Source organism: Clostridioides sp. ZZV14-6154 (genome assembly GCF_020657785.1).
In the GTDB taxonomy this organism is placed as follows: domain Bacteria; phylum Bacillota; class Clostridia; order Peptostreptococcales; family Peptostreptococcaceae; genus Clostridioides.
The window spans coordinates 551,371-572,739 of the sequence record NZ_JAGWCY010000002.1 but is presented as its reverse complement, the minus strand read 5'-3'; the positions used below and the strand labels follow the sequence as shown (position 1 = coordinate 572,739).

22 protein-coding genes are annotated in these 21,369 nt (G+C 27.7%); 4 read left to right on the top strand and 18 right to left on the bottom strand.

What is annotated here, in order from left to right; all coding sequences use genetic code 11:
• Nucleotides 1-52: 52 nt before the first annotated feature.
• The 7 genes from KGF45_RS09115 to KGF45_RS09085 form a co-directional block, all read right to left on the bottom strand.
• The gene (locus KGF45_RS09115) at nt 53-856 is read right to left on the bottom strand and encodes a sialate O-acetylesterase (RefSeq protein WP_227828854.1); all 804 of its coding nucleotides are present in this window, start codon (nt 854-856) and stop codon (nt 53-55) included.
• 162 nt (nt 857-1,018) lie between these two features.
• Nucleotides 1,019-1,471: a YhcH/YjgK/YiaL family protein gene (locus KGF45_RS09110; protein WP_227842321.1), complete on the bottom strand. Its 453-nt coding sequence runs from the start codon at nt 1,469-1,471 to the stop codon at nt 1,019-1,021.
• A 157-nt stretch (nt 1,472-1,628) separates the two neighbouring features.
• Entirely contained in the window at nt 1,629-3,131 is a 1,503-nt protein-coding gene (locus tag KGF45_RS09105) for a sodium:solute symporter (protein ID WP_227828856.1), read from the bottom strand.
• Between the two features lie 33 nt (nt 3,132-3,164).
• Complete coding sequence (locus KGF45_RS09100; RefSeq protein WP_413840264.1) at nt 3,165-4,046, bottom strand: N-acetylneuraminate lyase; 882 nt, start codon at nt 4,044-4,046, stop codon at nt 3,165-3,167.
• A 69-nt stretch (nt 4,047-4,115) separates the two neighbouring features.
• Entirely contained in the window at nt 4,116-4,787 is a 672-nt protein-coding gene (locus KGF45_RS09095) for an N-acetylmannosamine-6-phosphate 2-epimerase (RefSeq protein ID WP_227828857.1), read from the bottom strand.
• A gap of 257 nt (nt 4,788-5,044) precedes the next feature.
• Nucleotides 5,045-5,536, bottom strand: coding sequence for a zinc ribbon domain-containing protein (locus KGF45_RS09090; RefSeq protein ID WP_227828858.1), 492 nt, complete (start codon nt 5,534-5,536; stop codon nt 5,045-5,047).
• Nucleotides 5,537-5,557: 21 nt separating this feature from the next.
• The gene (locus KGF45_RS09085; protein ID WP_227842320.1) at nt 5,558-6,922 is read right to left on the bottom strand and encodes a hypothetical protein; all 1,365 of its coding nucleotides are present in this window, start codon (nt 6,920-6,922) and stop codon (nt 5,558-5,560) included.
• 371 nt (nt 6,923-7,293) lie between these two features.
• On the opposite strand from KGF45_RS09085, the gene KGF45_RS20090 reads away from it, so the two are divergent.
• From KGF45_RS20090 to KGF45_RS09075, 4 genes are all read left to right on the top strand, one after another.
• Nucleotides 7,294-7,422 (top strand): hypothetical protein, encoded by a 129-nt coding sequence (locus KGF45_RS20090; RefSeq protein WP_255611777.1) that lies wholly within the window; start codon nt 7,294-7,296, stop codon nt 7,420-7,422.
• A gap of 245 nt (nt 7,423-7,667) precedes the next feature.
• A complete protein-coding gene (locus KGF45_RS09080; protein ID WP_227842319.1) occupies nt 7,668-7,844 on the top strand; it encodes a hypothetical protein in 177 nt (58 codons plus the stop codon).
• 192 nt (nt 7,845-8,036) lie between these two features.
• On the top strand, nt 8,037-8,165 hold the full coding sequence (locus KGF45_RS20085; RefSeq protein ID WP_255611776.1) for a hypothetical protein: 129 nt from the start codon (nt 8,037-8,039) through the stop codon (nt 8,163-8,165).
• 244 nt (nt 8,166-8,409) lie between these two features.
• Nucleotides 8,410-8,586, top strand: a complete 177-nt coding sequence (locus KGF45_RS09075; protein ID WP_131008412.1) for an AbrB/MazE/SpoVT family DNA-binding domain-containing protein — start codon at nt 8,410-8,412, stop codon at nt 8,584-8,586.
• A gap of 44 nt (nt 8,587-8,630) precedes the next feature.
• Here KGF45_RS09075 and KGF45_RS09070 read toward each other — a convergent pair whose 3' ends face one another.
• The 11 genes from KGF45_RS09070 to KGF45_RS09020 form a co-directional block, all read right to left on the bottom strand.
• The gene (locus KGF45_RS09070) at nt 8,631-9,437 is read right to left on the bottom strand and encodes an N-acetylmuramoyl-L-alanine amidase (protein ID WP_227842367.1); all 807 of its coding nucleotides are present in this window, start codon (nt 9,435-9,437) and stop codon (nt 8,631-8,633) included.
• Nucleotides 9,437-9,703 (bottom strand): hypothetical protein, encoded by a 267-nt coding sequence (locus KGF45_RS09065; protein ID WP_021365420.1) that lies wholly within the window; start codon nt 9,701-9,703, stop codon nt 9,437-9,439. Before KGF45_RS09065 ends, KGF45_RS09070 begins: the two co-directional genes overlap by 1 nt.
• Nucleotides 9,704-9,748: 45 nt before the next feature.
• Nucleotides 9,749-9,919, bottom strand: a complete 171-nt coding sequence (locus KGF45_RS09060; protein ID WP_227842318.1) for a hypothetical protein — start codon at nt 9,917-9,919, stop codon at nt 9,749-9,751.
• A gap of 24 nt (nt 9,920-9,943) precedes the next feature.
• Nucleotides 9,944-10,273 (bottom strand): hypothetical protein, encoded by a 330-nt coding sequence (locus tag KGF45_RS09055; protein WP_227842317.1) that lies wholly within the window; start codon nt 10,271-10,273, stop codon nt 9,944-9,946.
• Nucleotides 10,274-10,288: 15 nt separating this feature from the next.
• Entirely contained in the window at nt 10,289-12,241 is a 1,953-nt protein-coding gene (locus KGF45_RS09050; protein ID WP_227842316.1) for a hypothetical protein, read from the bottom strand.
• A gap of 73 nt (nt 12,242-12,314) precedes the next feature.
• The gene (locus tag KGF45_RS09045) at nt 12,315-12,452 is read right to left on the bottom strand and encodes an XkdX family protein (protein ID WP_227842315.1); all 138 of its coding nucleotides are present in this window, start codon (nt 12,450-12,452) and stop codon (nt 12,315-12,317) included.
• Nucleotides 12,452-12,784: a hypothetical protein gene (locus tag KGF45_RS09040; protein ID WP_227842314.1), complete on the bottom strand. Its 333-nt coding sequence runs from the start codon at nt 12,782-12,784 to the stop codon at nt 12,452-12,454. The genes KGF45_RS09045 and KGF45_RS09040 overlap by 1 nt, the downstream gene beginning before the upstream one ends.
• 18 nt (nt 12,785-12,802) lie before the next feature.
• Nucleotides 12,803-15,208: a hypothetical protein gene (locus tag KGF45_RS09035; protein ID WP_227842313.1), complete on the bottom strand. Its 2,406-nt coding sequence runs from the start codon at nt 15,206-15,208 to the stop codon at nt 12,803-12,805.
• 38 nt (nt 15,209-15,246) lie between these two features.
• Nucleotides 15,247-18,300: an InlB B-repeat-containing protein gene (locus tag KGF45_RS09030; protein WP_227842311.1), complete on the bottom strand. Its 3,054-nt coding sequence runs from the start codon at nt 18,298-18,300 to the stop codon at nt 15,247-15,249.
• 17 nt (nt 18,301-18,317) lie between these two features.
• Entirely contained in the window at nt 18,318-18,623 is a 306-nt protein-coding gene (locus KGF45_RS09025) for a hypothetical protein (RefSeq protein ID WP_074145198.1), read from the bottom strand.
• Nucleotides 18,610-21,369, bottom strand: a complete 2,760-nt coding sequence (locus tag KGF45_RS09020) for a phage tail spike protein (protein ID WP_227842308.1) — start codon at nt 21,367-21,369, stop codon at nt 18,610-18,612. The genes KGF45_RS09025 and KGF45_RS09020 overlap by 14 nt, the downstream gene beginning before the upstream one ends.

Genomic DNA, 21,369 nt, shown 5'->3' with positions numbered 1-21,369 from the left:
TATCTCCATACAAATTATTTTTATAACCAATATTACTAATTAAAACTTTATATTACATGAATTTTTTATTTATTTTTTCTAACTCATAGATATATTTTCTCGCTTCTGATAAATCTATGGTATCCTTTAATATAATTTTTTCCTCAGTTATATGATATTTATAAATATTCTTACATAAATCTTCTCCTAACATATTAAGACCTTCTTGACTATAATGTACATCATCAATAGTTAGACCTTGATCATGAAATTTCATAGCAATTTTACTTCCTATACTTAATATGTCACACTCATTACAAGCAAATTCTTGCGCTGCTGCAATTCGTCTTGTTCTAACAAAATATTCATCTTCTCCAAGCCAATAACCAGTTAAACTAACAAACATTTTATCAATCATACATTCTTCCTTAAGTCTATATGCAATTTTTTTTAGACTCTCTTTATAGTATAAAACATCACTACCATATTTTGCATCACTTTCACCTTGAATCCAAATAGCATATTTATTTGATATTTTATAATCCTTGCTTAAAGTATTACACCCTGCATTAAACTTTTCTATAGTATCATCTAAAAACCAGTTATTATCATGATTCCAATTTTTTATTCTTGACCCATCCTTTGCATTGTGTATAAAACAAACTTTATTACCAGTAAGTCTATTCCACTCATTTGAAAATGCAGGTGCTATAGTCCCATCCCCTTCAGAAGTCTCTAACTCACATCTCATGTTTATAATCTCGTCAGTACTTAAGTATTCAAAACAATTCTCATTTGGAATAACACTGTCTTTTGGATTTCCCAAACCTCTAGCATTACTTTGTCCTATTAATAAAAATACATCTATATTATCCATAAATTAACTCCTCTATACAATTCTAAACTTTTTAATGTCTATTTAAACTTTCCTATAAAAAACTAAGGCTGAAAATAGTAATCTAACTAAAATTTACGAAATCTCACTAATCGCTGAAAGTTAAATCACTATTTTCAGCCTTAGCGGTTATATAAATTTTCATTATCTAACCAAAACCTTAAAAATAGCTTTTTTGATATTTTCTTTTTCTGAAACTTTTATTGCTGTCATATGTGCATCTTCTGGATAACATACTAGGAAATCACCTTTTCTAAGTTCAACATATCCATTATTTTGTCCATCAAGAGGTAGAAAGTCACCATCTTCCTCATATGTCTTTTGCTCTAGATTTTCTATAAAATTCAAATATATTCTTTCACATCCATCTAGCATCAAGTGTACATCTATATATTTCTTATGAGCTTCCCAGAATCTTTCTTCTTTTTCACAAGTTTTATACTCAACGATATTTACAAAGATGTCATCACCATCTATTGTATGAGTCCCTTTTTCGTAATCTATCAATGAATTTTCTTTAGCATATTCAAAACACTTAAGCAAATCTTCATGTAATGTTGAATATGTCTTACTATGATTTATACTTCCAAATATCATAAGCACTATCTCCCTATATAATTTTAAATACATTCTACTTTCAAATTTTTTACATATAAAGTTCTTTATACATTCTTATAGAGTAACTAGATTATTTATATATCTAATCACTCTAATCTAGTCACTCTATAAGATAATTTCTTATTTAAATTCTATATTATTTTTCATAATAAACTGTAGTTTCAGCTTTTGGTAAATATACTTTTGCTTTAACTTTAGATTCTATTGCACTAAATACTGTTCCTACTACTACAGAAGTAGTTATTGTTATTAGAGAATAAGCCCAAGAAGTTACTTCTGGTACTCTGTATTTTAGATAAACAACTAAAATTGCTGATACTGCAAATCCAACATATGCTCCCATTTTAGTTGCTCTTTTACAAAACGCACCAAGTACAAATATTCCTGCTAAAACTCCTAAAACTAGACCCATAAAACTATTGAACCATTCATATGCTGACTTTATCTCTCCATTTGCTAAGATTATTGCAACAACTATAGAAAGTATACCTACTCCCAATGATATATATTGTGCTACCTTAGTTTGTCTTTCCATACTCATATCTTTTGTTATAATAGTTTGTATATCTAAAGTCCAACTTGTAGCAACTGAATTAAGTCCTGTTGATAAAGTTGATTGAGATGCTGCATATATTGCTGCAAGTAGTATTCCTGTTATACCTACTGGTAATTCATAAGCTATATATGATGCAAATACTTGGTCTTGTTGAACTGTTTGAGCTAAATCTGGGTTTTGAGTATAGTATATAAATAAACAAGTTCCAATTAGATAAAATACTGTTGCAAGTCCCATTGATAAAACACCATTTCCATATGTCATTTTGTTAAGTTGTTTTATATCAGTTGTTGTAGTAAATCTTTGAACTATATCTTGACTTGATACATATGATGAAAAAGTATTAAGACCAGCTCCAACAAATATTATAAATGCACTTGTAGATAGTATATTTTTATCAAACATAACTTCATTTGTTGCTAAGAATTTATGACCACTTGTAAGAGTATCCATCACTGTTCCAAATCCACCATTTATACTTGATATTAGATAGAATAGCGTACCTGTAACACCTACTATTAGTACCATACCTTGTATAAAGTCAGTCCATAAAACAGCTTTTAATCCACCTGTATATGAATAAATTATTGCTATTACACCCATAACTATTATTAACACATTTACAGGTATTCCTGTAAGACCTGCTAAAACTACTGATGGTAGATACATTATTATAGACATACGTCCTATTTGGTATATTATAAACATTAAAGCTCCAAGCACTCTAAGACCTTTACTTTCATATCTCATTTCTAAGTACTCATATGCAGTGTCTATTTCTAACCTACTATATAGTGGCAAGAAGAATTTTATTGTTAAAGGTATAGCTATAAACATACCTAATTGTGCAAACCATAAAATCCATGTTCCACCATAAGAATTACCTGCTAGTGATAAAAATGATATTGGGCTTAATAATGTGGCAAATATTGACACTGATGTAACCCACCATGGAATAGTTCCATCACCCTTGAAGAACTCTTTTCCTTTCATTTCCTTCTTTGAAAATAACAATCCTGCAAATAAAACTGCCAATAAGTAAACTACTAGTATTGCAAAATCTATCCAAGTAAATCCTACCATTTGACTAATCCTCCCATACTAAAAGTATTTTTATTAAAAATACTTTCTGTATATTTCTTTCGCTCTTGATTTCATTTCATCAGTTGCTTCTTTCATAGGTTGTCTGCAATATCCAGCTTCAACACCTTGTTCTTCAAGTAGTAATTTAATTGTTTGATATAGACCATTTCCTAATATATCTGTTATTAAATCATTTGTCACATGTTGTACTTCAAGTGCTTCTGATATTTTTTCATTCTTAGTTAGTTCAAATATTTGTCTAGCTCTGACACCGTTTACATTGAATGTAGAACCAATTGCTCCATCTACACCTAAAACTGTAGCTGGTAACATCATTTCATCGAAACCTGCAAATATTAATTTATTTGGGAATGTTTTTCTCATTCTTTCTAATAAGTAGAAATCTGCTGCTGTAAACTTAACACCTATTATTTTTTCATTTTCAAATAATTCTCCAAATTGATCTAAACTCATATCAACACCAGTTAAAAATGGTATAGAGTATATTATTAATCTATTATCTACAGAATTTATTATTGTATTGTAATAATGTTTTATTTCTTCAAAATCGAATTTATAGTAAAAAGGTGTAACAGCACTTATAGCATCATATCCTAAATCAGTTGTAAATTTAGCAAGTTCTACAGCTTCTTTTAAATTAACTGAACCAACTTGAGCTATTAACTTTATTTCTTCTTTCACTTCATCTTTAGCTATTTCAAATATTTTTTTCTTTTCATCAGTTGAAAGCATGAAGTTTTCTCCTGTACTTCCACCTACATAAAGACCATCTATTTTACAAACATCTATATTATGTCTAATTATTTGTCTTAACCCTTTTTCGTTTATATTTCCTTCCTTATCAAATGAAACTAATAATGCTGAATAAATTCCTTTCATATCTGTTGTTCTCATATTTTTACCTCCAATTTTAATTTTCAAATATAGTTAAATATAATAAATTTTTAATTTATAAATTAATTTTTAATTAATTTCGATTGCTTTAACAAATTTTTCTGTTATCAATTGTGGTCTTGTTATTGCCGAACCTACAACTGATGAATGAACTCCAAGTTCAAATACTTTTTTTAAATCTTGTGGAGTATTTACTTTTCCTTCTGCTATTACAGGTATTTTTAAATCTTTAACCAGTCTTTCCATCAGTACAAAATCTGGACCATCTAAAGTTTCTGTATATGGAGTATACCCAGATAATGTAGTTGAAACGCAATCTACACCGTATTCTTGTGCCTTAACAGCTTCATCATAATTTGAAATGTCAGCCATTACTAAAACATTATTTTCTTTTATATAATTTATAATTTCTTTCAAATCTTCGTTGTTTGGTCTAACTCTATTAGTAGCATCCAGTGCTATCATTTCACATCCTGTTGTTAAAAGCTCATCTACTTCTTTTTTAGTTGGTGTTATATATATATCTGAATCTTCGTAATTTCTCTTTATAATACCTATGACAGGAAGTCCAGTAACTTTTTTTATTTCAATAATATCATCAACTCCTTGAGCTCTAATTCCAACTGCTCCACCTTCCTGAGCAGCTCTAGCCATTCTACCCATTATAAAAGAACTATGAAGAGGTTCATTTTCTAAAGCTTGGCATGATACTATTAGTCTTCCCTTTACCTTATCTAGCATTTTTTTGATTACCTCGTTTCTGAAATTTATTTTCTTAATTTATGTATTAATAATAACATGAAAACTTTTTCTTTGCAATATTTTTTCATATTTTTTTATCAATTCTATTTTTTTATAGATTTATTCCAAGTATTTCCTTGTATTTCATAGTTTTAAGAAAATTTATTTCATTTTTTTGGTTTTTATTTTCATTCCTATATAGATACAAATGATTTCAATAAAAAAACCCATGTATACAATACATAGGTTTCCCAATATTATTCTAAATCCATAATAATTTTTCTACCACAACATGGACAAAACTCAGATTCTGAATCTATCTCACTTTCACAATAGCCACAAACTATAAAATCATCACAATCATTATCTAATTCAAATTTTCTACCACATTCAGCGCAATATTTGTCATTTATATTTCCAACATAGCCACATTCACAAGTTACATTGCTTTCTGCAATTTCCATATCATTGATTTCCATATTTTTTTCATAAATTATCTTATCAAGTTCTAATAACTCATCACAGAATTTATCAAAACACTCATCATCAATAGAATTTTCTCTAATTTTTTGATAAGTCAACATTCCCATTTCTAAAAAGAGCTTACTCTTCTTTTCTTGAATATCATCAATTTCTCTATTTATCTTTGATTTTTCTTTATATAATTCAATCTTAAATTTTCCATTGCCAAATCTTTTTTTAACCTTAGAAAATTTATCATCCACTGTCTTTTTATTATTTTCTTCCACAGAAGTTTCCTCCAATCATATTTAATCAGCTGAGTTTAGTTTATATCCTATTAAAGATATCACAAAACTGTATATAAATGAAATTATAATAGTCGAGAACACTTTAAATTGCATAACTAGAGTTGTTCCATAACTAGTTGTATTAAAGAAATTAATATTACTATCAAGTATAAATGTGCTAAACAAAGCTAACATACCCATTAAAAATGCATAATATATACTAAATATTATTACAGGTTTAATACTATGTGTTTCATATTTAAATCTTAACTTATATCCATTTAATAAAATTATTAATGCAGACAAAGCCCCCATTGCATAAAACATTAATTTAGTATCTCCAAATAAAGATGATGAACCTAAGCTAAACATTGACAATGTTGAATTTATTATTGTTACTGAAATTCCATTTGCAAAAGCCCACATATAGCTCGCAATTTGTGGCAATATAGCAAATAAATCAATGCCACTTGAATATCCACTCATATTCAATTCATTTAAATAACTACTATCAGATATAGTTAATACAAAAAGTATTGCTAACACTAAAACATATCCTAATATGAATATTTTAATAGCATTTGAAAAAAGGGACATATATATATTTTCTTTTTCATAGCTTTTTCTATAATTAGTTATATATGTACATATAAATCCTAATACAAATCCATTTAGTAGTGCACTAAAAAATTCGTAACTATACTCTAAAGCATATCCATATTCTAGCATACTATGTGAGCTAGTTTTAACATTAGTAAAAGTACATAAAATAGCTAAAATTAATCCATATAAAATTCCAACTCCAAGAGAATTGGCTAGTGTAGTTTTTGAATCCTTACATCTTTTTCTCATAAAAATTAAATTTGATATAATTAATCCTAAAACAGGAATTATAAGTAATATTAACAAGCCTATATTTGCACTTATAAATCCAGAGCCCATCATAGTAGACATAGATACGCTAATTTGTCCTAGATTAAGAGCTAAAATTATATGTGCTGGATTTATCATGTAACTGATATCATTAAATTGAATAGTAATTATAGCCTTAAATATTAATGAAATAACAAGCAATATGAATATAGTTGAAAAGGTCGTTAAAAATATCCCTCTTGTATTTGCGTGATATGAGTGTTCTTTTATTTTAGATTTTAAGTCAAGTTTTGTTTCGCTTGACTTTAATGATACTATTTCATAAAGTTCATTTCCACAAAATTTACAGTAATTATCTTTAGGATTATTTTCTTTGTTGCAACTAGAGCAAATTTTATCTTCTTTAGTTTCGAGTGTAAGGTTATTATTTTTTATTTTTCTAGTTGGCTTACCTGTTTTTTTAGAATAGTTGCTATATGAATAATTCATGTTATCTATTTTTTTTTCATCCATTTTTTCCCTCCAAATTTTACCATTATCAATTATCAATTATAACTATATCATATAAAACTTAATTATACCTTAATTGGATATATTTATCTATTTTGTTTGTTTATTGTTGTTATTTTTTCACAAGTGTTGGTATCTCAATAATTTATTAAGTTTAGTTTTGTTGTTTATGTTTTATTATGCTTAATTTAAATTTATTCTATTCTTTATTTTCGGTGGCAAGATGGTGGCAAGTTAAGTTTTGCCACCATTTATTTTTATTTGTAAAAAATATAATTCATTAACATAAATTTATTGAAAAATATGGAAATCAGTCTTGTTTTTGCCGGTTCGGCATGTTATAATATAAATATAGAAAGGAGGTGAAAAAGAAAATGAGTAGAATAGAAAGAAGAAAAAAAGATAGAGAAAACAAACTCGCCAAAGTTAAAACTGCTCTCTCTATCTTACCTATTTTAATAAATTTAATTGATAAACTAATTAAATTATTAAAAGACTTATAGTTTTGTAAGCTAGGAAGAATTTAATCTTCTTCCTAGTGACTTCTTTCTAAATATTATAACACATTTTCTATAAAATATGAGTGATAAAGTTTATAAAATCTGTATTATCATAGTTGCTATAACTATAGTAATAGACATAATACTTTTATTCTTACATTTTAATATTAGCAACATAATAGGACTAATAGTAAGCATTTTATTGTTAATATTTGTTAAATTACAATATAAAAAAGGAGGAAAATAGTTTGGAACAAAAAGAATCTAAAATAGTTTACAGTAAAGGCGGTTCAGGTACTTATTCAGCTAAAATTTCTTTACCTTTAAGCCAACTTGAAAAAATGGGATTTACAAGGGAAAAACGTAATGCAGTAGTTATTTTTAAGGAAGATGAGATTATAATAAAAAAAGCTTATGAGAAATAAATTTGAAATAAGTGGGTGTATAATGTAAACATCCACTTATTTTTATTATATTTTGTATTTTATGTTAATAGGTTTTATAAATTTATTGAAAAATACGGATAAAAGTGTTGCACATTACGCCCCGTAATATTATAATATATTTATAGACAAGGAGGTGAGAAAGTAAATAACTAAGAAAGGAGGACAAAGAGAGTGGGGAGATTAGAAAGAGTCAAAAATAAAAGAGAAAACAAATTTAATAAAATTAAAAATGTTTTCTCTTTCACATTAGTTTTAATTAATCTAGTACTCGCAATACTTAGATTGATTAAAGAATTATAAGTTTTAAGCCTAGAAGGAAAAACCCTTCCTTCTAGGTGACTTCTTTCTAATATTATAACATACTTTCTAAAATAACATGGGTAGAAAATTTTACAAAATATGTATTGCTGTTGTTTTAATAACTATAGTGTTCGACGTAATACTCTTAATAAAAAGTTTTGATATATGGAATATAATTGGATTATTAATAAGTATCTCACTATTAGTTTACTTTACAAAAGAATTAAAAAAGGATGGGAATTAAATGGAGCAAAGAGAATTAAATATAAGTTTTCATAAGAGTGGAAATGGCTATACTACTACTAGATTATCTTTACCTATCAATTGGGTTAAAGAACTGGGTATCTCTCAAGATGAAAGAAAAGTTATAGTTACACTTGAAGGTGGAAAAATAATTATTGAAAAAGCTGAAAATGAATAAAAAAAGAGGTAGTAACTATTTCCAGTTACTACCTCCTAATCAGTTTACTTGTTTATAAAATCTAATGCCTTATAAAGAGTGTCAAATCTATCATTACCTTTTATCAGGGTATAATTTTCTTTAGTCATGGAACCTATCTTCTCACATGCTCCACCACCTACAACATATAAATTTTCTGTCTGACCTGGCATGTAATCTTTTATATCACATACTAGTATTTTCCCATCATTATATCCCCAACCAACCACAGTTGCAGGGATTTTATCAACTGCTCCATCATAAACGATTGTATGTTTGTACATGATTTTTCCCTCACCATTCTCTTTGTTATCTATTATCTTATTTAAAATACCTTCTGCTATTAATTTAGCAACTATATCTTTATGTCTAATATAATAATCTGTATCTGCTTTACTATCTACGAAGCACACTTCTATTAATATTGCAGGAGCTTTTGTATGACTAAGCCAGTAAAGACCTCTTACATCCGATTTTGCACCTCTATTTTTAAATATTGTTGCTAGTTTTTTGTTGACTCTTTCAGCGTATACCTTACCATTGTTAGTTTTGTATATTGTCTCTGTACCCATAGGATTTAGAGTTGTTTTATTTGCGTTGAAATGGATTTGTACTGCTAAGTCTACATTTTGCCTATTGGCAATTTCACATTGTTCTGTTAAATAGTTATTAGATTTATCTACTTTTCCAGTATACACAATAGCTCCACCTTGTTTCAACCATTTAACAATTAAATCAGTTAGTATTCTGTTTTCTTTTCCTTCATCTATATAACCAACTGCCCCTGTTCCTTTTCCTGTTAGTGTATGTCCTGGCATTATTGCTACTTTCATCATTTATCACCTTCTTTCTGTAGCATCACCTTTATATCTGTTACATCTTCCTTTATTTCCTCTACATCAGTTTTCATTGCTCCCATTTCAACAAGTATATTTTTATTGATTTCTTGTTGTTGTGTCGATAGTTCAATAAAGTTTTCTACTGTCTTTTTATACATGTCCCTATCTTCTTTTTTCTCCTGCATAGTATTTTTGAATAGTAAAGCACATAAGATTCCTATTGCTCCTAAACTACTTAATTCTGTTAATAATTGTTCCATGATGACCTCCTACTAAAATTGATATAAAAAAAGAACCTTTGTGTTTTAGATAATAGGTTCTTTTGGTACTTCTTCTTTATTTATCATGTTTGTTAATTCTGTGTATTCATTCTCTTTAATTCTGCTTAATGCATAGAATACATCCAATTTAGTCTGCAATTCTTCTTTAGTTTCATAATTTTTTTGTTCAATCATTCTTTTTAAAATATTATACATGTTGTTCCCTCCATTTTTATAATTTTATAACACATTATTTGTGTTAAGTTCTAAAATAGCAATTCTATAAGCATTATCTACTAATAAACTATCTTGCTGTTTTTGATTTTCTATTAAAATTGTAATTTTATCCACATCTATTTCTTCTATACTTGGCTCTGATTTAGGTGGATTATTTTGTAGTTCTAGCCACTCATTATAAACCTGTTCTCCTGTTTTAATTAGTTCTCCATCTTTTATCACTGGAGTAAATAATTTTTTATCATCTGTAATAAAATAATTATCTATATTATTTAAATCATTTTCAAAGCCATACTCTATTAAAATATCTTTTTTTTCTTTTAAATTTAACATAAATTTTTTCCTTTCTTATTCAATAAAATAAGTTCCATAACTATATATATCTGCATTACTTCCTAATTGCGTAATTTGAAGGTATCCATTTGCAAAATTAAAATACATAAAGCCTTGAACTAATTGATTATTTTGGGTTGTAAATATTGGAAAAACATAGAAAGTCTTAGGTGTAAATCCATCAGGAAGTTTCAATAATGCAGTACTATCTGTAATTATTCCACCAGTTATACGCATATGAAAACTAACTTGATTTCCATTTTTACTTATTATAAACCCATCGTTGTCTGAAACAGTTCTCTTCCATCCATTCAATAATTTGTTAGATAAATCTATGATTATATTTTTAGACTGCATATTATTTATATTTTTTATAGTATCTCTAATGACTTCTATATGGCTACCTAAATTTTGTGTACTTTCAAAACTAATGTCTGGTATCACAATACCTGTGTTGCAAATAAATTTAGTTTGATTATTATATTGTTCTAAATTTAGTGATGTTAATTCAATTTCTTGTGGTTTTGCAAGTTGATAGATGATAGTTATTGGATTATTTTTTATCCATTCACTAAACCCATTTCCATCTTGTGTAGTAAGTTTACTTTTTAATATTTTAAATGCTATATCACCACTACCAGTAGTTGAGCATCCCTCTATGTCATTATTGTTAAAATCATTTCTACTTTTTCCATTTAAATTATTACATAAAACATATGCTGTGTCTAAACTATCTACAACAGCTTGAGGAGTTAATGTTCCCATAAATTGCAGAGTATTATCATATACATGTGATAAATTAAGATTTCCAATATCAGTATAGGTATGTTCCTCACATCTTTTTATTAAGTAATATTTATTATTTTTATAAACTATTTCATCTTTTACTCCATTTGGTAAACTTCTTAATGTATATGGAATTGTCTTTTTATCATATTTATTTCCTTTAGTTATAATTGTTTTATTCCCATTATCATGTAAATCTTTTATTATAGTAACTCTTAGATACTTTGCATTTTTAGGGCTTCTAGCAATATAAAAAATATCTTTATCTCCTATTATTCTTTCGTTTAATGATGCTGGTATGAAACTTTTATTTATATCATACCAACAAATATTTCTACTACAATTATAAAAAGTATACTCTGTATCTGGTTCTATTTCTATATAGTCTAGGGTATATTTATGATTACTAGCTTCAGAAATAAGTTCCTCTCCATTAAGATATTGTAAAATATAATTATCTTTAAAGTCAGCATTCTTATTAAAGATATTAATTTCACTATATTGATAACTTAAAAGTTCTATTTTATCTCTTTGCCCAACACTTAATAGTTCGTTAGAATAATCTATGTTAATATCTGTATAATCTCCTTCTAATATGGTAATTTTCAAACTTACTTCATAACCAGATGCAAGTGTATCATTATCTAAAACACTCCTTAAAACAATATTACAATCACTTAAGTCTGATATTGTTGTAAATGTATATCTGAATTTACCAATTACGCCTCCTAATATGGCTATATTTGTCAGATTAGGAATAAATACTGAATTTTCTTCACCTAAACTATGAATATATATTCCACTTGTACTAGGTAAAGTGTTTTTATCAACATCAACTATTATTGTATATATAGTATCTGGTTTATACAAAGTATAATTGGTTGTAAAAAAATTAGAATATCTTATATCATTTTCTGTTATTATATTTATTTTTCCATCTACAAAAGTCGATTTCCATAAAGAAAAATCTGAACTAGTTTTTCCCCATAAATCACTTAATGTCTTCCCTTGTATATTAAATTTAGTACAATAACCCTTTTTACTATTTTCTATTATATATTCTCCTGTTGATATGTTATGATTTATATTTTCTATCTCTTTCAGGTTTTCTATCTCTTCAAGTCTTTTATCTGTATTATTTGGTGTATATTTTAGTTTTTTTATAATATCTTTATTTTTCAAATTATCACCTCTTTAAAGTGTTTAGAGAACTGCATATTAATGTAGTTCTCTATTTCTTCCAATAAAAAAAGAACTACGCTATATAGTTCTCACCTATTATTTGCTTATACTCTGTTTCTGTTATTTTATTTTTACCTACTGAATTTTTGACCATCTCTTTAGTCCACATTTTATTATCATAGTAGTATTTTATTTTTTCAAATCCTAACATTATATTAATCCTCCCATCATTAGTGCATAGTTTATATTAGCATTTTCCTGTTCTAATTCTTTAATCTTCTTTAATGCTTCCTGCTCTGGTGTTAAAGGTATTTCCACATACTCATATGTAATCTCTTTTGTTGCCTTGTCTACATACATAATAGATGTAAACCCTTCCCTTTGTTCTGCTTCTACTACTTCATCAACTAATATTCCATTTAATTCCAACTCTTGAGCTGATTTATTTAGACCATGTACTTTGTCAAAAGGCATGTTATGAATTAAATTTACCTTATATATATTTTCCTCTTTGTGTTCTAGTCCTGTTAAATATTTTTGCATTTTATTTCCTCCTAATTTTTAATTATAATAAGCTACTTTTTGTAATACATGTGTATTTTTCAATTTACTTATAGTATTAAGATTATAAGTTATAACAATATTATTAGATGAATCTAATAATATTGATTTAATTGAGTTAGTAAAAGATGTTGATTTCCATATTTCAGTGCCATTAGAGGCTATTTTTCTTATTGTCCTATCAGATCCACCACTATAAATATTAAACTCTGAATCTACACATACAGAGTTTACAGAATCAGTGTGACCTGAAAACTTCCATATCTCAACACCATTAGAAGATATTTTTCTTACTGTTTTATCATTACTAGCACTATAGACATTATATTTAGAATCTACACATACAGAGTTTATAGAATCAGTATGACCTATAAATTTCCATATTTCAATACCATCAGAAGATATTTTTCTTACTGTTTTGTCATTGCTACCACTATAGACATTATCATGTAAATCAACTGTAACTACAGTAATATAATCAGTATGTCCTGTAAATGTCCAGAGTGAATTCATAAATGTATCATCTCTTTCTAGAGATGTCTTGATAATAGTATTATCATAACTACCACTTACTAAATTATTACTATTATCAATTACTAGGCTAATAATAACATCTGAATGTAAAGAGAGTTCATTAGAAACATTATTAGGATCAGCTAAAAACATTAGCTCGCTGATGCCTCCACAGTACACTAAACCTTCATTATTAGTACATACTGAATATATACCTAAACTAAATGGAAAATTATATTTCCAAATAAGATCACCTGAAGGTGATGTTTTAATTACTGTGTTATCAAATCCATCACAATTTATTATATTATCATTGGAATCCATACATGTTGACATAATCATGTCAACATCAAGATTAGTTGTCCATATATTATCGGGATAAGGATATACTTCTTCTACAAGAGTTGCTAATTTAGTTACCTTATGTATTTCATTTTGCTTATCTTTTGTGATTAAAACACCATAATTTTGTTGTAATCTTCTTATAGTTTTATCATTACTTCCACTATAAACATTGTTATTAGAATCCACACATGTACTTTTAACAAAGTCTGTATGTCCTTCAAATTTCCATATTTCAGTACCATCAATAGATATTTTTCTTAAGGTTTTATCATTACTACAGCTATAAATATTATTTTGGTAATCTACATATACAAATTGTATTACATTAGTATGTCCAGTAAATTTCCATATTTCAATTCCATTAGAAGATATTTTTCTTACAGTCTTATCTTCACTAGCAGTATAAGTATTATTATTAGAATCAGTGCATACAGAATATACTGTATTAATATGTCCTGTAAATTTCCATATTTCTACTCCATTGCCTGAAATTTTTCTTACAGTTCTATCACTACTTCCACTAATAATATTGTCTTCAGATCCTGCAAATACGGACTGTACAACGTCTGTATGACCTGTAAACTTCCATATTTCCACTCCATTATTTGATATTTTTCTTACAGTTTTATCTTGACTTCCACTATAAATATTATTGTTAGAATCTATAGAGATAGACATAACACTACTAGAATGACCCATGAATTTCCATATTTCAATGCCATCAGAAGATATTTTTCTTATAGTTTTATCATAACTTCCACTAATTATATTACTACCAGAATCAGTGCATACACTTTTAACCCAGTCAGTATGATCTGAGAATTTCCATATTTCCTCTCCGCCTGAAGATATTTTTCTTACAGTTTTATCATAGCTTCCACTAATTATATTGTCATTAGAATCTATACATACAGAAAAGATTTCGCTTTCATGTCCTGTAAAACTCCAAACTTCTTCAACATCTTCAGGCATATCTGGCATTTGTTTTATACTACTAATATTACTTGCCATAGTTTGAAATGTATCACTACTATTAGTTGGTACTTTTTTGTCAGTAATAGCAGTAGCGATTAATTCTTTTCCATTACTGACAGATTGAAAAAGCTCCCCCAAAGCACCTTCCACAGTACTACTTTCAAAATTATTAGCTGTATCATCTATAGTTATTTTATTAGCTGTTACAACGTTTATAGCAGAATTTCCATTTACAACTATACATTCACAGTTAACATTAGATTCATTAAAAAGTTCTATTTTATTATCATCGATTATTTTATACGATACTAATATAGATTCATTTGTAGTAGTATCTATTACATTTACAAGTATCTTTCTTGTTACAAGATTGTGCTCGACTAAAGTTTTATAATTATCTTCTTCTAAAGTCCAATCATCTTGAACTATAAGCTTAGATGTTGCTACATTAGTACCACCTTGAATGAGTTTATCTAAATCTTCCTTATTCACTTTATTACTAAGTTCTAAGTTAATGTTATCCTGCTCATTATTTAATTTATTAATATTTTTTACTACATCTTCATTTAACAATTAATCACCTTCTTTTTATTTAGATTCAAAAGTTATTATTAAAGTTTTCTCCAAAATGCCTGTAAGATAATATTACTCTTATCAATCATTATTCTATCTCCAAAATTTAGCATAGTTGACTCATCATCTTTTACAGTTGACCATCCCAGAAGTTCATAAGAACCTATATCTAAATTACCTGGATTGGATGGTACAATTACACTTGCACCTGTTAAATATGAATGCGGGTCATATGGTGCATGACCAGTTATACTAGAACCAGGTTTTCCATTTGAACCATATGCAATCCTATATTTTCCCCACATACCATATAATATTAAATCTTCTTTACCTATTACAATATTTTCTTCTGCATCAGATTTTATTACAGGAATTTGAGCTTTTTCTATATTAGAAGTCCAACCTAAAAATTTGTCTTTATCTTCCTCTCCGCCTAATGGATTATTTTCACTATTTTTTAATACAATAACTGTATCACCTTCAACATATCTATTTGCATCAACAGGCACTTCACCTGTTCTATTTAAAGGATATTCTTCTGGTGGGAAATTGGCATTATAAGTAACATATCTATATTTTTTCCAAACTGCATATAAATGTAAGCCATCTGATTGTACATGCTCGTTTTCTATAGTAGCGTTTTCAATTACATCTCCACTTTCAGTTAATGACCAGCCACAAAACTTATAATTATATTCTTTATTATTTTCATCATAATTACTTAATTGCAAAAGAGTAACTATATCTCCTAAAATATATTTATTTTCATCAGCAGGTAAATCTGGAATAGGAGTACCTTGAAAATCATTAGGAAGATTCAACTCATATGTAACATTAATACATTTATACCAGATAGCATACAAAGTGATGTCATCTGTAGCTATGCATCCTTCAATTACATCTCCACTTTCAGTTAATGACCAACCTTTAAATCGATATTCAATTAAATCTGTAATATTTGGAGAACATAGTTTGACTTCTGTATTACCTAATACTGTTATGGGATTTGGTAATACAACATTTTCGTTTAAATATCCTTCTGGTAAATTAATATTATAAGTTACTGTATATTTTTTACTATTTTCTAATAGTTGTAATATCATATCCAAACTTTCTTTACTTGCTTTTTTGTTAAGTTCTAAATAAATATTGTTTTTACTATCATCAAATTTTGCATCTATTTTAACACTAGAATAAGTACTATCTAGTGTTGTTATATTATCATTTATTGTAGCCTGTATAACTTCTTTATTTGTATTACCATTTACAACAGTCACTCTTACATCTATAGCTGATTCATTAAAAATATCTATTGTATTAGAATCTACTACAGTATAAGAATTAGTCATACTCTTTTTAGTTGCTTCATCGAGTATCGCAACGAATATATTTTCTGTAACAAGATTATGATTAACTGTAAGTTTAAAATATTCTCCATCAGCAATCCAATCAGATTCAACATAAGATTTACTGAAAGCTATATTAGTTGCGGCAGAAGTCATCTCGGCTATTTTTTCATTAACCTTTTCAAAATCATAAGTTAATCTATCCTTTAAAGTGTCCTTTACAGTTCCATCAATAGTTTCTCTAGCTTGCATTAACTCGCCTCTAGCATCAAGGCTTTCAAGTTCTTCAAATCTATTTTCAAATTCAGTAATCTTATTACTTACAGTAGTTGTCATATCTGTCTTAGCAGTATTTACTTCAACTATTTTATTATCAACCTCAACTACCTTATCATCTACTTTCTTCTGCATATTAGTTATAGATGTCTGTCTAGTTGACTCATTTAGTTCTCTAGTTTCCTCATTGCTTTCTCTAAGCTCTTCATTCTCTTCTCTTTTAATCTCTGAATTTTGTCTTATTATTTCAGTTGCTTTTCTTGTTTCTTCATTAGTTTCCCTCGTTATTTCACTAGCTTTTCTTGTTTCTTCATTGGTATTTCTAGTTATTTCACTGGTTTTTCTTATTTCTTCACTTGCTTTTCTAGCTTCCTCATTAGTATTTCTAGTTTCTTCACTAGTCTTTCTTACTTCTTCACTTGCTTTTCTAGTATTTTCATTACTTTTTCTTAATTCTTCATTTTCTTCCCTTGTTTCTTCATTAGTTTTTCTAAGGTCTTCACTTTCTTCTCTTTTAGTTTCTGATTCTTGTCTAGCTACTTCATTAGTAACTCTTGTTTCTTCGCTACCATTTCTTATCTCTTCACTTGCTTTTCTAATATTTTCATTTGATTCTCTAGTTTCTTCACTAGCTTTTCTTATTTCCTCATTTGCTTTTCTAACAGTCTCATTGCCTTCTCTAGTTTCCTCATTAGTATTTCTAGTTTCTTCACTTGACCCTCTTACTATTTCATTTGCTTTTCTTATTTCTTCATTAGCTTCTCTTGTTGTTTCACTTGTCTTTCTTATTTCTTCATTAGCTTCTCTTGTTGTTTCACTTGTCTTTCTTATTTCTTCATTAGCTTCTCTTGTTGTTTCACTTGTTTTTCTTGTTTCTTCATTAGTTTCTCTTGTAACTTCTTGTGTTTTTCTTACTTCCTCATTTTCACATCTTTCAACTTCACTATCTTTTCTCTGATTTTCGCTTTCAATTCTTACATTCTCATTGTCAATTCTAACATTTTCAGAACTTATTCTAATTTCTTCATTAGATTTTCTTACATTTTCATTTTCTTGTCTTTCTTCTTCATAACTTAATACATTTAATATGTCTTTTATTATATCCCAACTAGGCTCATCTTCTATTGCATTTCTATTTATACTTTTTTCAACTTTTATTATTGTAGAAAATGTAGTAACTACCTTATCATCTTTGTATAAAGTTATCTCAGAGATAACATCTCCTTTCTCTGAAAGTTCTATATGACTTAATTCAGTGTAAACAGTTGAACCCTCTATAGTACAATTTTTTTGAGTAACTCTTCCACTTGGTAAACTGAAAAATGCTAATGCTGTATATCCAGTTAAATCAACATCTATAGAATCTTGTACTATCCTCATGTTATAAGATACATTATTATCATTTTGCTTATATCTAGCTATTTGATACATCTTTGTATTGATGTCTACAATATAAATTCTATCTCTCAAGATTTATCACATCCTCTCTATGCATCTATTCCTCCCTTAAACTCTTCAACACTTTCTTTTAACCAATTATAGCAAGCTTGAACTTGATTTACTCCACTTATATCCAGTGTATTTGTATCTAAATATAAGGCAAAATCATCTTCCTTCATCATATAATTCTTAACAATTATTGGTTGCTTATTATCTAATCTTCTTTGCTCATCTTTATATCCAGCAATAAATACATTACATTTTTTTGCACCATAACTACTATTTATTGTTGTTATCCTCCAATAGTTAGCAGTTTGCCCCATTGCATTTGTTATATCCTTAGAAATTGCCATGTTGTTCTTCTCCTCCCATTATTGAAAAATATTCATGTTCTTTATCAATTCTATTTCCCTTTACACTAAAATCTACTTTCCCAGTATATCCAGATACTTTAAAATATCCATCCTGCTTTTCTACAACTTCAACTTTTCCATTAGAAGGGAATACAGCATATCTTGAAATAGCTTTAGCATAAGTACTGTCTAATTTAACTATAGTTCCTGTTTCTTCCACTTCTACATCAAATAAAATATCTTCTATTAATGTTTGAGGACTGTCAACTGGTGACATACCAAAAATAGTTCCATCAATTTCAATAGAACCTCCTTTTTTAGTTCCATCATCATAAAAAGCATGTCTTTCTCTTCCATCACAATAAATGGCAGCAGTTCCATCATTCCATGCTACAAAACCAGTTTCTTCACTTTTAGTATACAACCTTAAAGCTCCAGACATATCAAAAACTGCATCATCCCACCTAATTTCATCCTGATAAAAATAAACACTTGAGCTAGCAAATCTATTATAAATAGTTGTACTACCTATATAAAAATTTATCGAAGAACCATCTACAGCTACATAATGACTTCTATCATACTGGAATCTAATTGATTTACCTATACCAACTCCATTTAATGCAGTAGCATCTATTGCACATTCAGCTCCATTACCTGAAAAAAGTAATATTCTTGGATTTGATGAACTAGCCCCTATTCTGTCACATAAAATAGTACCTGTATCTATATAATCAGCATTTATATATAATCTACTTCCACTCAAATATATTCCACAATTTCGATTCCCTGTTAATGCATCAAACACTGCTTGTTGGTCACTAGTTAAAACACTTTCATAGTTATTTTTATCACCTATAGATAACTCATTAGCTCTTATATTAACTTTTCCATTACTATCCACTTGTAAAGTTGTATATCCATCATTATCTCTTACAGTTAAATTTCTACCATTTATAAATTGACCTTCTAAAGTACCAGTTTTTATATAACTAGCATTTAGATATAACTCATTCCCAACCATATATAATCCCTTTGCAAGACCATTATTAGTTAACTTATTAAATATCTCAAGTTGAGTTATATTATCTATTTCTCCACCAATAATGGATTCCAATGACTTACCTTTTAATGTAAATGTAGTTGCTCCTACATGAACATTTCCAAAACTATCTATATTTAGAGTTGTTTGGCTATTTCCATCAACTACAACTAAATTCTTTGCCTCAATATACTGCCCTTTTACTTTTCCTACATTTATCTTATCTGCATCTAAATCTCTTATAACTGCATGACCTATAGCTGCTTCTTCAAAATATTCAGCTGCATCACTTAATTTTCTAGTTGTTGCACTAACTTCATTTGAAAATTCATTATAGTTATCATGTGTATTTCCTGCCCTTACTCTATAATACCAAGTCTGCATAGGCTTAACTTCATGGAGTAATGAACTTGCTTGACCCACATATATCCTATTTGTATATCCTATAGTATCTGGTTCAAATCCTTTTATTTGAGATGCATATACTTCATAGTTATAATATAGTTTATTATCAAAAGTCCAATCTAACTGAATCATACTCCATAACCCTAATGCTGTGACATTTGAAGGCTCTGGAAGTGTATCTGGAAAATTATCACTTTCAATTACAATATTATCTACATTGTTTTGAACCTTATCTATTTTTTCTTCTAAATCATCTATTCTTTCGTCTTTAAAATGATTTACTAAGTCACCAATTTCAACCGAATTGTATTTCTTTAATACTGGATTATATTCAGTTTTTACTACCCTTGCAGTAGCATTTATACCTAAGTTATAATCTCTAACTATTATTTCATCATCCATACTGACAGTCTCAAGTATCTTATAGTTTTTATAATCTTCTGTAGTTGATAAGTCTACAAATTCAACTTTATAAGTAACTTTAGGTAAATCAACATTATTTTCAGTAAAATAATCTTTACATTTATTCCTTAAACTTTCTTCATTCTTCACATCATCATCTGAAAAATCAATTGCAACAATTCTTTGAGTTGGATAATTATTTATATACTTGCTTTCTATATATTTTTCTGATAGTGTAATTTTTTTATTTTTACCACTTTTTTTAGTTGCATATGGATATATCTTAGTTATAACTTCTTGTGTATCATAAGTAGCTGTTAGACCTATTATATTCTTCCTATATGCTAGTAATACATTGTTACTTTCTCCAATATGATTTAATAAACTTATATTAAAATTATCTCTTTTTAGTTTAGACTTATTATTAAACAATTCTTGTATGTCAGATATAGCATTATGCGGGCTTACACAAGATATTGAAAAGTCTTTATTTCCTGTTATATCTGAATATCCTACAAATCTATTTTCTTCAGTACATGACCTAAATATTTGATTAAGAGCTTCTTCACAAGTAACATTTTTAAGTTCTAAGTTTTCTATAAAATTATTTAATAAATCGTAACTAATGTGTTCTGCTTTAACTAATATTTTTCCATCAAGTTCCTTAGAAATATAGTAAATCCTAAATAATTGATTTTTAAGTCTTGGAGAAGCATCAGCCATAACTATTTTATTATAATCAATTTCATCAAATAAAAAAGAGCCCACATAATATGTAAACTCTAACTCAAATAGTCCATTTAATTCTTCTGTAACTTTTGTTTCAACTGCATCTTTTAGAATCCCCAAACCATTATTTTTAAAATTTGTTTCATTTGCTGTATATAATCTAAGCAA